The organism is Bradyrhizobium sp. (assembly GCF_019242285.1).
Lineage (GTDB): Bacteria > Pseudomonadota > Alphaproteobacteria > Rhizobiales > Xanthobacteraceae > Bradyrhizobium.
In genome coordinates this window covers 1-12,324 of the sequence record NZ_JAFAVV010000553.1, presented here as the reverse complement: position 1 = coordinate 12,324, position 12,324 = coordinate 1, and the positions used below count along the sequence as shown (strand labels likewise).

Sequence of the window (12,324 nt, the reverse complement as noted above, 5' to 3'; positions counted from 1 at the left end):
AGCTTCGGGTCCGGCGACTGGCCGGCGAGCAGGGCCGCGACGATCTTCTTCTGGTTCGGGATGATCAGCAGGAAGACGTTGGCGACCATGACGGTGCCGATGATGGCGCCGATCTGGTTGAAGGCGCCGCGGCCGCTCAGCACATGGGTGAAGGCAAAGGTGAGCGCGACCAGGAAGACGTAGCCGCCGCAGGCAAAAGCCAGCTCGTGGCGCGCAAGCCCGGTGCGGCAGGCCGCCTCATAGAGCAGCCACGCGAGAGCGAGGCTGCCGAAGCTGAACAGGCCGGCCTGCAACGGCGTCAGGTCGAGCACGGATTTGTCGACCAGGAACAACTCGGCATCGAGATAGTAGACGATCACCATCAACACGAAGCCGGACAGCCAGGTGGTATAAGCCTCCCACTTGAACCAGGTCAGCTCGTCCGGCAGCCGCGCCGGCGCGATCAGATACTTCACGATGTGATAGAAGCCGCCGCCATGCACCTGCCAGGCCTCGCCCTGCACGCCGCCGGGGAGGGCGGTATTCGGCTTGAGGCTGAGGTCGAGATGGATGAAGTAGAACGAGCTGCCGATCCAGCCGATGGCGGCAACCACGTGCAGCCAGCGGAAGATCAGGCTCATCCATTCCGACAGGATAGTTTCCCACATCTCTGTTTCCGTTCATCATTGCGGCGGCCGATGATCATCAGAATCGGAGTGCTTTTCCAGTCCCTTCCTGTACATGCCGAAAGGAGTGGCGACGACATGCTCAAGAAGACAGCACAGGATTTTCGTCTGACGAGGCAGACTTCCGAATCGGAATATGAGGAGAGCACTGAAACATGACGCAGCGATCCCTCGCCGAATTAAACGAAGACAGCGCAGCCGATTTCACGGCCGCACTGGCCAACGTGTTCGAGCATTCGCCCTGGATTGCCGAGCAGGTCGTCTCGCAGCGGCCCTTCGCCGGCGTCAGATCGTTGTTCGAGGCGATGAAGGCTGCCGTCGAGCGGGCGTCCGGCGAGGTCAGGCTCGCCCTGATCAGGGCGCACCCGGATCTCGCCAACAAGACCCAGCGTGCGGCGGGCCTCACGGCGGAATCGACCTCCGAGCAGGACAGCGTCGGCCTCGACCGGCTGTCGGACGCGGAATACCAGGCGTTCGCGCGCGCCAACAATGCCTATTACGGCAAATTCGGCTTTCCCTACATCGTCTGCGCCCGCCGCCAGACCAGGGATTCCATCCTGCGTGATTTCGAGCGGCGACTGTCGAACGATGCCGCCACCGAGGTGCGGCGATCGATCGAGGAGATCTTTCGGATCGCCGCATTGCGGCTGGATTCGCTGGTTGCGGCCGACGACCGCCTGCCGGTGATCGGGCGCCTGTCGACGCATGTGCTCGACACCCACGGCGGCACGCCGGCCGCCGGGATCGCCGTCGAGCTGGTCGAGCTCTCCGCGCTCGGTGTAAGCCGCGTCGTGACGCGTGCGGTGACCAACGCTGACGGCCGCACCGATCAGCCCTTGATCGGCGGCAGCCCGGTGCCGATCGGCCGCTACGAATTGCGCTTCAGCGTCGCCGGCTATTTTGCCGCGCGCAGCGTGCCGCTGTCCGACCCGCCGTTCCTCGACGAGATCGCCTTGCGCTTTTCGGTCAGCGAGCCGGAAGGCCATCTTCATGTGCCGCTATTGGTGACGCCCTGGAGCTACACGACCTATCGCGGGAGCTGATCCTTCCCTTGCGCAGCCAGCTTCGCCTGCAGCAGTGGGTACAGCCGGTCCCGCTTGAACGGCGTCGCGGTGAAGCGGATGCCGGCGGCGTCGCGCAGCGCGTTGCCGAGCGCCGCGGCGACGGGATTGTAGGGGCTTTCGCTCATCGATTTCGCGCCCATCGGCCCCAGCGTGTCGGAGGTATCCGCAAACAGCACCTCGGTGCGCGGCACGTCGGCGAAGGAGGGCAGGTGGTAGTCGCGGAAGCGCGGATTGACGACGCGGCCGTCCGTATCGATCACCATCTCCTCATACAGCGCCGCGCCCAGCGCCTGCGCGACGCCGCCCTCGACCTGGCCGCGGCATTGCATCGGATTGGCGACGCGGCCGGCGTCCGCGGCCTGCACGCTCTTCAAGATCCTGATCTCGCCGGTGCCCGGGTTCACGGCGACCCGAAATCCCTGCACGTTGAAGGCGACCGAGCGCGGCGTGCCGGCCGAGCTGCCGCTGGCCGCGAGCCTCCTGCCTTGGGCGCGGGCCGATCGGACGATCTGCGCGAATGTGAGCCGCTTGTCGCCGCAGACGATGGAGTCGCTGTCGAGCACGCAGGCGTCGGCCTCTACACCGATGGCAGCGGCTACGAACGTCTTGAGCTCGATCGACAGATTTTCCGCCGCCGCCTGCGTCGCCCGCCCGGCAACAAACGTGCCGGTCGAACCATAGGCGCCGGTGTCGTGACCGCCATGAGCGGTGTCGGATTGCTTCAGGCGAATTTGGTCGACACTGGTCCCGAGTGCCGTTGCCGCGATCTGGCGATGCACGGTCGAGGTGCCGTTGCCGAACTCGGCGGTGCCGACGACGAGCTCGAAGCCGCCATCGTCACGGAGCGCGATGGTCGCATCGGCGATGTGACCGTCCGGCGGGACGGTGTCGATCATGGTCAGTGCGATGCCCTCGCCGACCAGCCAGCCCGGCGGCAAACCGGTGGCTGGCGTTGCCGCCTGCATCGCGCGCTCGACCAGGTCGAGGCACTGATCGAGCCCGTAGGAGCCATAGAGCACGTCATGATAGCCGTTGTCGGGCGGCCACAGCATCGGGTCGCCGGGGCGGACGATGTTGCGGCGGCGCATCTCGAACGGGCTGAGGCCGAGCTGCCGCGCCAGCTCGTCGATCGTGGCCTCGACCGCGAACTGACCCTGCGGCAGGCCATAGCCGCGAAACGCGCCGGCCGGCACCGTGTTGGTGTAGGCCGCGACTGCATCGACCTTCTTGTTCGGGCAATTGTAGACGCCGAGCGATTCGGCGCAGGCGTGGAACAGCACGGGGCCCGCATGGTTGCCATAGGCGCCGGTGTTGGAGAGCACGTCGAGCTGCAGCGCCGTGAGCTTGCCGTTCTCGTCGGCGCCGGCTCGCACGGTGACTCGCATCGGATGACGCGTCGAGGTGGCGATGAACTGCTCCTCGCGGGTCAGCTCGAGCTTGACCGGCCGCCCGGTCTTCAGCGCGGCGAGCGCGAGAATGTCCTCGACGAGCATCTCCTGCTTGCCGCCAAAGCCGCCGCCGACGCACTCGCAGAACACCCGGACCTTGTCGGGCGGAAGGTCGAACAGCTCGCTGAGCGCACGGCGGGTCAGGAACGGCACCTGCGTGGAGGAGCGGACGTTGAGCACGCCTTCGTCGATCCAGGCGAGGCCGCCGTGGGTTTCCAGCGCAGCGTGCTGGACGCGGTGGGTGGTGAACGTGCCTTCATAAGTGACCGCCGATTGAGCGAGCGCGCTCGCGACATCGCCATATTCGCCATGCGCCTCCGCGACGATGTTGCGCGCGGCGTTGGCGACGCGGTTCTCCACCCTGCGGTCGGGATGCAGGACTGGCGCGCCCGACGCAATCGCCGCTTCGGGGTCGACCACATGCGGCCATATTTCGTAGTCGACCTTGAGCCGGCGGCAACCCTCCTCGGCGGCGGCTTCCGTCTCGGCGATGATGGCGGCGACCTTCTGTCCGACGAAGCGGACGACGTCGTCGAGCACCCGCGTGTCGTCCGGGTCCATCCAGGCCCTCTCGTGCCGGGCGGTCGAGAACAGCCGGTCGGGCGCATCCGCGTGCGTCAGTACGGCGCGCACACCGGGAACGGCGAGTGCGGATGCCTTGTCGATCGCACGGATGCGTGCGTGCGGATATGGCGAGCGCGCGAGCTTGATGTGCAGCAGCCCTTCGATCTCGACATCGAAAGTGTAGCGTGCCGCGCCGCGCACCACCTCAGGTCCGGCCGGCGCGGGAAGGCTGCGGCCGAAGGCTTCGCCCGGCGCGACACTCTCGATGTTGGTCCGCCCGTCGAGCGCATCCTCGATCGCGCGGTAGCCGGTGCAGCGGCAGATATTGCCTTTCAGCGCGACGCCGAGGTCCTGCCGCTGCGCCTGGTTCAGCGACGCGCAGGTCAGGATCATGCCGGCGGTGCAGAAGCCGCACTGGAACGCCTGCGCCTCGAGAAAGGCCTGCTGCATGGGGTGCGGCGCTTCCTTGCTTGCAAGGCCTTCGATGGTGGTCACCGCATGTCCCTCGGCGCGAAAGGCCGGAATCAGGCAGCTATGCACCGGCTCGCCGTCGATCATCACGCTGCAGGCGCCGCAGTCGCCGGCGTCGCATCCCTTCTTGACGCCGAAATGTCCGAGCTCGCGCAGGAAGGTGCGCAGGCATTGTCCGGCGCGCGGCGTCTGCGTGAAGCTCTTGCCGTTGATCTCGAAGTTCATGCGTCAGGCCGTGCCTGCGCATTCGACACGGATCTCCTCGGCAAGCCGCAAGGTCATGGCCTTGCGCCAGTCGGGCTTGCCATGAAGGTCGTCGTGATAGAGCCCATCGGGGATGCGCTGCAGGATCGCCTCGCGCAACTCAGCGGCTTGCGGTATCCGGCTGAACGGCAGCCTGATCGGACGTCTGGTCGAAGCTGTTACTGTGAGGACAAACCTTCCGTCGTCATAGACGCTGCCGATCAGAAGCGCCGCCGATCGGCCGACCGGGGTCAGCGAGATTTGCCGGAACGCCGTGCGGCGCCTGAGGGCTGCAACCGGGATATCGATCTGCCGCAGCAGCTCGCCGGGCACGAGCACGTTGCGCTGATCGCCGGACACGAAGTCGGCGACGCCAATCTGGCGCTCGCCGCCCGGTCGCCAGATGGTGCAGACGCCGTCGAGCGCTGCCGTCAACGAGATCATGGGTCCGGCCGGCAGCGACATGCAGAGATTGCCGCCGACGGTCGCAGTCTTCCAGATCTTGAACGAGGCCAGGAAGGCGCGGCAGCATTGGTTGATCAAGGGCGCGGCAAGCCAGTCCGGCGGGCAGGCGAGCGCATCGAGCTCGGCAATGGTGCAGGTGGCCGCGATCGACAGGCCTTTTGTCGTGATGGTCAGCGCCGGCCATTTGAGCGCGGCGAGGTCGATCAGCCGATTGAGATGGACCTGCGGCTCGGAGAACAGCCAGGTTCCACCGGCGAGCCAGGCGTCGCCTGTGGTCCAGGGCGGCAGTTCGTCCCGCATGCGCGGACGGGCTATCGCCGTGATGGTGTTCAGGTCCATGACCAGGCTTGCGCTTTCAACGGGTCGTTGCTCCCTGTAACAGTCTTGCAAGATGGGCGCCAATCAGGGCGTTGCCGGATCGCAGGAAGTGATTTTCAACAGCTCGGGAGCACGCTAGCAATGCAGCAGCCACAGGCGATCTGGATCAAGGACCCGCTCGGCATCCTCGCCGAGGGCGCTGAGCGCGGCGTCGTGATTCGCGGCGGCCGTATCGTCGAGCTGATCCCTACGGGCGGTCAAGCAGCGGCAGACGCCGTCGTATTCGATGCCGCTGCGCATGTGGTGCTGCCGGGGCTGATCAACACGCACCATCACTTCTACCAGACGCTGACGCGCGCTTTGCCGGCAGCGATGGACCGCGAGCTGTTTCCCTGGCTGAAGGCGCTCTATCCGGTGTGGGCCCGGCTGACGCCGGAGGCGCTGGAGCTCGCGGTCACCGTGGCGATGTCGGAGCTCCTGCTCTCCGGCTGCACCATGACGACCGATCATCATTATGTGTTCCCGGCAGGCCTGGAGGAGGCGGTCGACATCGAGGTGGCGGTTGCCCAGCGCCTGGGCGTGCGCGTGCTCCTGACGCGGGGCTCGATGAACCGCTCCGAGCGCGACGGCGGCCTGCCGCCTGACAGCGTGGTACAGGACGAGGATACCATCCTTGCCGACAGCGCGCGCGTGGTCGCGAAACATCACCAGCGCGGCGAGGACGCGATGGTGCAGATCGCGCTTGCGCCATGCTCGCCATTCTCGGTGACCACCTCGCTGATGCGCCGGACCGCGGAGCTTGCCGAGAAGCTCGACCTGCGCCTGCACACGCATCTGGCCGAGACCGGGGACGAGAACCGGTTCTGCGAGCAGATTCATGGTTGCCGGCCGCTCGACTATCTCGATCAGTGCGGCTGGCTCGGCACGCGGACATGGCTCGCGCACGGCATCTTCTTCGATGCCGCTGAGATGCAGCGGCTGGCGCGCGCGAAGACCACGATCAGCCATTGCGCCTGCAGCAACCAGATCCTGGCTTCGGGCTGCTGCCCGGTGTGCGAGATGGAAGCGGCCGGCGTCGGCATCGGCCTCGGCGTCGATGGCTCGGCGTCGAACGATGGCTCCAATCTGATGCAGGAGGTGCGCGCCGCGTTCCTGCTCCAGCGTGCGCGCTACGGCGTGCTCGAGGTCAGCCACAAGGACGCGCTGCGCTGGGCGACCAAGGGATCGGCGGCCTGCGTCGGCCGGCCCGAGCTTGGCGAGATCGCCGTCGGCAAGGCCGCCGATCTCGCGCTGTTCAGGCTCGATGAATTGCGCTTCTCCGGCCATGGCGATCCACTCGCCGCGCTGGTCCTGTGCGGCGCCCATCGCGCCGATCGCGTCATGGTCGGAGGAAGGTGGGTGGTTGTGGACGGCGCGATACCCGGGCTCGATGTCGCCGACCTGATCCGCCGCCACAGCGCGGCGGCGAGGCGGATGGCGAACGGGTGAACTCCCTCTCCTCGCCCTTCGCCCGCAAAGAGCGGGGAGAGGTGAAGAGAAGCGCGCGCTGCCGCCTCTATTTCCCCGGCACCTTGTCGTCGACGCCTTTGACATAGAAGTTCATGCCGAGGATTTGCCCGTCGTCGAGGTGATCGCCGCCCTTGCATTCGACGGTGGTGCCGTCCTGCGCCACGACAGGGCATTTGAACGGATGCAGCTTGCCCGCGGTGATGGCGGCCTGGGTCTCCTCCGCCATCTTCTTCACGTCGTCGGGCATGTTGGTGTAGGGCGCCATCTCGAACATTTTCGTCTCGAGCCCTCCCCAGGTGTCCTGCTCCTTCCAGCTGCCGTCGAGCTCGGCCTTGACGCGCGAGATGTAGTAGGGTGCCCAGGTGTCGAGGATCGAGGTGAGCTGCGACTGCGGCCCGAACTTGATCATCTCGGAATCCTGCCCGAAGGCGAGCTTGCCGCGCTCGGCCGCGATCTGCATCGCCGCCGGCGAATCGGTGTGCTGCATGATGATGTCGGCGCCCTGGTCGATCAGCGCCTTGGCGGCGTCCGCCTCCTTGGGCGGGTCGAACCAGGAGTTGGCCCAGATGATCTTGACCTTGACGTTGGGATTGATCGACTGCGCGCCGAGTATCGTCGCGTTGATGCCGCTGATGACCTCAGGGATCGGGAACGAGCCGATATAGCCGAGCACGCCGGCCCTCGACATCCTGGCGGCGATCTGGCCCTGGATGTAACGGCCCTGGTACCAGCGCGCCGAATAGGTCGACATGTTCTTGTCGCGCTTGTAGCCGGTGGCGTGCTCGAAATGCACGTTGGGATATTTCTTCGCGACCTTCAGCGTCGGATCCATGTAGCCGAACGAGGTGGTGAAGATCAGCTTGTTGCCGGCGCGAACGAGCTGCTCGATGGCACGTTCGGCATCGGGCCCCTCGGCGACGTTCTCGAGATAGGTGGTCTCGATCTTGTCGCCGAATTCCTTGACGACCGCCTGGCGCGCGAGCTCGTGCTGATAGGTCCAGCCGAGATCGCCGATCGGACCGAGATAGATGAAGCCGACCTTCAATTTGTCGGCCGCGGAGGCGGCGCCGGAAACACCGCTCGCGAGCAGCAGCGCGGCAACCGCCGCAAGAAATCCGTTCCTCATCGTCGATCTCCAAATATCGGGGCGAACGTTCCATTCCCGGACGCGGCGGCCCAACGCGCGCGTCCAGCCAAGCAATCAGCGGTCCGGCACGAACACCGTGCCGAGCGAAGCGGGAGTGGTCGAGCCGCCCGAACGCGCCCGCGACAGAGCCACGAGAACGATCACGGTCGCAAGATAGGGCAGCGCCGACATGAACTGGGAGGGAATGCCGATCCCGGCGCCCTGCGCGTGCAGTTGCAGGATCGACACCGCGCCGAACAGGTAGGCGCCGATCACGAGCCGGCCCGGAAGCCAGGAGGCGAACACCACGAGCGCCAGTGCGATCCAGCCGCGGCCTGCGGTCATGCCCGGAATGAAGAAGGGGGTGTAGGCGAGCGGCAGGTAGGCGCCCGCGAGTCCGGCGCAGGCGCCCCCGAACATCGTAGCCAGCAGCCGGATGCGCAGCACGGGATAGCCGAGCGCATGCGCGGAGACGTGGTTGTCGCCGCAGGCGCGCAGGACCAGGCCCGCGCGGGTCCGGTACAGGAACCACCGGACAGCGACGATCAGCGCGAGCGACAGATAGACGAAGCCATCCTGGCCGAACAGGATGCGTCCCCCGAAGGGAACGTCGGTAGGGCTAGGAAGATGCAGATGCGGCGCGGTGGCGATCCGCTCGCCGACGAAGCCGGCGCCGATCAGGCCGGACAACCCGATGCCGAAGATCGTGAGCGCCAGTCCCGTCGCCACCTGGTTGACGGCGAGGCCGAGTGTCATGGTGGCGAAGATCAGCGACAGCAGCATCCCCGCGATCATCCCGCACAGCGCGCCCACGATGATCGAGCCGGTCAGCCAGGTCCCGCCGAGTCCGCAGGCCGCCCCCATGATCATCATGCCTTCGACGCCGAGATTGAGCACGCCGGAGCGCTCGGTCACGAGCTCGCCGGTGGCCGCGATCAGGAGCGGCGTCGAAGCCGCCAGCACGGAGAGGATGATCGCCTCAACCAGTTCCACGGAGCACCCCGGGTGATTTTGAAATGAACCTGAAACGATAGAGAATGAGGGAATCGCAGGCGAGCACGTAGAACAGCAGGATGCCCTGGAAGACCTTGGTGACGTCCAGCGGGATTTTCATTGCGATCTGGGCCTGCTCGCCGCCGATGAAGGTCAATGCCAGAAACAGCCCTGCAATTAGTATTCCAACCGGGTTCAGCCGGCCGAGGAATGCGACGATGATCGCCGTGAAACCATATCCCGGCGAAATGCCGGGCTGCAGATGACCGATCGGCCCTGCCACCTCGATGATCCCCGCCAGCCCGGCCAGCGCGCCGGAAACGGCGAAGGTCACGAGGATTGCACGGTCGGGGTCGAAGCCGGCGAATCGCGCCGCACGCGGGGCGGCGCCGACGACCCTGATCTCAAAACCCTTGAGGGTACGCCCGAGCAACACCGCGGCCGCGGCTACGGCCAGCAGGGCCAGAATCGCGCCGAGATGCAGGCGGCCGCCCTCGACCAGCACGGGCACCGTCGCGACCGGATCGAACTCGGCCGTGGTCGGGAAGTTGAAGCCCGCCGGATCGCGCCAGGGTCCGCGCACGAGATAGTCGAGGAAGAGCTCGGCGACATAGACCAGCATCAGGCTGGTCAGGATTTCGCTGGCGCCGAACCTGACCTTGCCAATCGCGGGGATCAGCGCGTAGAGCGCGCCGGCGATCGCGGCGGAAGCGAGCATCGCCGGCAGCACCCAGTGGCCGGCGTCGGTGCCTTGCGTCTTTACCGCGATCCAGCTTCCCGCCACCGCGCCGATCAGGAATTGTCCCTCGGCGCCGATGTTCCAGGCATTGGCGAGGTAGCAGAGCGCAAGCCCAACCGCGATCATCACCAGCGGCGTCGCCTTCACTGCGATCTCTTGCAGGGAATAGCCATCGGTGAGAGGATCGACGAAATACACAATCAGGGCCGCCGCCGGATTCTTGCCGAGCAGGGCGAGCAGCAGGCTCATCGTCGCGAGCGTTGCGGCAATCGCGACCAGCGGCGAGACCAGCGCGGCGGCGGTCGATTGCTCGGCGCGCTTTTCAAGCACGAGCTGCATGCGCCGTATCCTCTTGTCCCGGGTGGCTGCCGCCCATCAACAGCCCGAGCTGTTCACGCGTGGCGTCGGCCGTCTTCAACGACGCCGACAGCCGGCCGTGAAACATCACGGCGATCCGATCGGTGATCTCGATCAGCTCGTCGAGATCCTGGCTGATGACGAGAACGGCGGTGCCGCCTGCGGCGAGGTCGAGCAGGGCCTGCCGGATCACCGTGGCAGCGCCGGCATCGACCCCCCAGGTCGGCTGGCTGACCACGAGGACACCGGGGTTTTGGAGGATTTCCCGCCCGACCACGAACTTCTGCAGATTGCCGCCGGAGAGGCTCGCCGCCTCCGGGTCGCGGCGGGCCTTTCGCACGTCGAAGCTTTCCGTGATGCGATCGACGGCGGCCAGCACTCTTTGCGTATCGACGAAGCCGTGCCTGACCATGCCGGGCGCTGCGTGCCCGGTCAGCAGCGTGTTATCGGAGAGCTTCATGCGCGGCGCGGTGCCGTGCCCGAGCCGCTCCTCCGGCACGAACGCAGCGCCCAACCTTCGGCGCGCGGTGATCGACAGCGCGCCGGCAGCGATGCCCTCGATGACGATGGCGTTGGACTGTTCGACCAGCCGCTCGCCGGAAAGCGCGGCGAACAGCTCGTCCTGGCCGTTGCCGGCAACACCGGCCATGCCGAGGATTTCGCCGCCCTTGAGCTCGAGCGAAACGTCATCGAGACGCACACCATGAGGATCATCGGGCACGAGATCGAGGTGGTTGACGACGAGCCGCGGCATCCTGGCGGCTCTGGTTGCAGCCCTGATCTCCTTGATCTCTGTACCGACCATCATGCGGGCGAGCGAGCCCGCGGTTTCCGCCTTCGGACTGCAGGTTGCAACCTTGCGGCCGGTACGCAGGATGGTCGCGGTGTCGCACAGGCGCTTCACCTCGTCGAGCTTGTGGCTGATGTAGAGGATGGCGCGCCCTTCCGCCTTGAGCCGCTCCAGCACGGCGAACAGTTGATCGGCCTCCTGCGGCGTGAGCACCGAGGTCGGCTCGTCGAGGATCAGGAATCTCGGATTCTGCATCAGCGCGCGGACGATCTCGATGCGCTGGCGTTCGCCGACCGACAACTGCCAGACCTCGCGTTTCGGATCGAGCGGCAGCCCGTAGAGGCGCGAAACCTCTCGCAGCCGGGCGGAGATATCCTTGAACGATTCCTTGCCGTCGAGCCCGAGCGCCACGTTCTCGGCCACGGTGAGATTGTCGAACAGCGAGAAATGCTGGAACACCATGCCGATTCCACGCGCACGCGCTTGCGCTGGCCCCGCCAGCACCATGACATGCCCCTCCCAGCGCATCTCGCCGGCGCTGGGCTGGAGCAACCCGTAGATGAGCTTCACCAGGGTCGATTTGCCGGCGCCGTTCTCGCCCAGCAGGGCGTGGATCTGCCGGGGCCAGATCTCGGTATCGATACCGTCGTTGGCGAGGAACGTGCCGTAGCGCTTGGTCAGCCCGATGGTTTGCAGCAGGGGCTTTGCGTCTGGAGGCGATCCGCCTGGTGTCGTTTCGGACATTCACCGTCACGTGGCTTGGAGAAGCTGCCTCAATTCTGAGCTAATCCGGGCGGCCGTGTAAGTGGGGAAAATCATCAGCTATTGCCCAACTATTAGGCCCACGCGCCTTGATACGCTTCGGTTTTTCAGTGAGTCGTCCTTGTTGCAATTCTGTGACACTTGCTGGAAATCGGAATGGCCACAGCAGCGCTGCCCGCCGGATGTGCAACATCTGCGGATTGCGCACAGGCGCGGGACGTTGTCCGTCACGGTCCCGAACACCGCGGACCTTGTACGATCGCCCAATCGCGAAAAGGCGAGCAACTACAGGCGCGTTCGGCGTTTGCGAGCGCGTCGCCCCGAGATCGTGGGCGGCTTCGGCGGCGCCATGGCCCGGCGTTGCGATGGCATGATCGTCAGCCTCGCCTTGATCAAATCTGCGGCGCCGTCTGGGAAAAGTTGAGGCTTCTCCCGCTTCGGGAACGGCGCAACTGTCGTGCAAGCGATCTCGTTCGTCGTTCAATTGGGGGTGCTCACGATGTTGTTCCGAAAAATAGCAATTGCAGCCGGCGCCATCGCGCTCGCCGCGTCCGGTCTGGCCAGGGCCGCCGATCTCCCTGTCAAGGCGAAGGCGGCGACCGATCTGCCGTTCTTCCTCGTCATCGATGACCGTGTGACCTTCTCCTGGATGCCGAAGGGCACCGACCCGGGCGTCTTCTCGGTGCGCCCGAATGGCAGCATCGACGGCAAGACCGCCAAGCAGGTCTATTCGTTCACCCATTTCGACATCTGGCAGTACGGCACCAACTTCTTCACCATCTCGATGTTCAAGTCGGATCATAACGATCC

9 protein-coding genes and 1 pseudogene are annotated in these 12,324 nt (G+C 65.9%); 3 read left to right on the top strand and 7 right to left on the bottom strand.

Going from position 1 to position 12,324, the window contains the following annotated elements; translation table 11 throughout:
• On the bottom strand, nt 1–647 hold a 647-nt coding region (locus tag JOY90_RS22465), incomplete at its 3' end, for a urate hydroxylase PuuD (protein ID WP_291693308.1).
• Between the two features lie 173 nt (nt 648–820).
• Here JOY90_RS22465 and uraD point away from each other — a divergent pair.
• Nucleotides 821–1,708: a 2-oxo-4-hydroxy-4-carboxy-5-ureidoimidazoline decarboxylase gene (gene uraD, locus JOY90_RS22460; RefSeq protein ID WP_291693307.1), complete on the top strand. Its 888-nt coding sequence runs from the start codon at nt 821–823 to the stop codon at nt 1,706–1,708.
• Here uraD and JOY90_RS22455 read toward each other — a convergent pair.
• Nucleotides 1,693–4,437, bottom strand: a complete 2,745-nt coding sequence (locus JOY90_RS22455) for a molybdopterin cofactor-binding domain-containing protein (RefSeq protein WP_291693306.1) — start codon at nt 4,435–4,437, stop codon at nt 1,693–1,695. The genes uraD and JOY90_RS22455 overlap by 16 nt on opposite strands.
• Nucleotides 4,438–4,440: 3 nt before the next feature.
• Nucleotides 4,441–5,259, bottom strand: a complete 819-nt coding sequence (locus JOY90_RS22450; RefSeq protein WP_291693305.1) for an FAD binding domain-containing protein — start codon at nt 5,257–5,259, stop codon at nt 4,441–4,443.
• A gap of 120 nt (nt 5,260–5,379) precedes the next feature.
• Here JOY90_RS22450 and JOY90_RS22445 point away from each other — a divergent pair, with 120 nt between their 5' ends.
• Nucleotides 5,380–6,726 carry an 8-oxoguanine deaminase gene (locus JOY90_RS22445; RefSeq protein ID WP_291693304.1) on the top strand — a complete coding sequence of 449 codons (1,347 nt, stop codon included), beginning with the start codon at nt 5,380–5,382 and terminating at the stop codon, nt 6,724–6,726.
• 67 nt (nt 6,727–6,793) lie between these two features.
• Here the strand turns inward: JOY90_RS22445 and JOY90_RS22440 are convergent, their stop codons facing one another.
• The 4 genes from JOY90_RS22440 to JOY90_RS22425 all read right to left on the bottom strand — a co-directional run bounded on the left by JOY90_RS22440 (nt 6,794) and on the right by JOY90_RS22425 (nt 11,496).
• Nucleotides 6,794–7,873, bottom strand: coding sequence for a BMP family ABC transporter substrate-binding protein (locus JOY90_RS22440; RefSeq protein ID WP_291693303.1), 1,080 nt, complete (start codon nt 7,871–7,873; stop codon nt 6,794–6,796).
• Nucleotides 7,874–7,948: 75 nt separating this feature from the next.
• Nucleotides 7,949–8,866, bottom strand: coding sequence for an ABC transporter permease (locus JOY90_RS22435; protein WP_291693302.1), 918 nt, complete (start codon nt 8,864–8,866; stop codon nt 7,949–7,951).
• Nucleotides 8,853–9,944, bottom strand: a complete 1,092-nt coding sequence (locus tag JOY90_RS22430; protein WP_291693301.1) for an ABC transporter permease — start codon at nt 9,942–9,944, stop codon at nt 8,853–8,855. The genes JOY90_RS22435 and JOY90_RS22430 overlap by 14 nt, the downstream gene beginning before the upstream one ends.
• Nucleotides 9,928–11,496 carry an ABC transporter ATP-binding protein gene (locus JOY90_RS22425; protein WP_291693300.1) on the bottom strand — a complete coding sequence of 523 codons (1,569 nt, stop codon included), beginning with the start codon at nt 11,494–11,496 and terminating at the stop codon, nt 9,928–9,930. The genes JOY90_RS22430 and JOY90_RS22425 overlap by 17 nt, the downstream gene beginning before the upstream one ends.
• A gap of 517 nt (nt 11,497–12,013) precedes the next feature.
• Between JOY90_RS22425 and JOY90_RS22420 the strand changes: the two are divergent.
• Nucleotides 12,014–12,324, top strand: a pseudogene (locus JOY90_RS22420) (hypothetical protein); the annotation flags it as partial.

What these genes read in the sequence shown, in the direction of transcription:
- uraD (WP_291693307.1), top strand. Translation starts at nt 821, where the DNA reads ATGACGCAGCGATCCCTCGCCGAATTAAACGAAGACAGCGCAGCCGAT.
- JOY90_RS22455 (WP_291693306.1), bottom strand. Translation starts at nt 4,437, where the DNA reads ATGAACTTCGAGATCAACGGCAAGAGCTTCACGCAGACGCCGCGCGCC.
- JOY90_RS22450 (WP_291693305.1), bottom strand. Translation starts at nt 5,259, where the DNA reads ATGGACCTGAACACCATCACGGCGATAGCCCGTCCGCGCATGCGGGAC.
- JOY90_RS22445 (WP_291693304.1), top strand. Translation starts at nt 5,380, where the DNA reads ATGCAGCAGCCACAGGCGATCTGGATCAAGGACCCGCTCGGCATCCTC.
- JOY90_RS22440 (WP_291693303.1), bottom strand. Translation starts at nt 7,873, where the DNA reads ATGAGGAACGGATTTCTTGCGGCGGTTGCCGCGCTGCTGCTCGCGAGC.
- JOY90_RS22430 (WP_291693301.1), bottom strand. Translation starts at nt 9,944, where the DNA reads ATGCAGCTCGTGCTTGAAAAGCGCGCCGAGCAATCGACCGCCGCCGCG.
- JOY90_RS22425 (WP_291693300.1), bottom strand. Translation starts at nt 11,496, where the DNA reads ATGTCCGAAACGACACCAGGCGGATCGCCTCCAGACGCAAAGCCCCTG.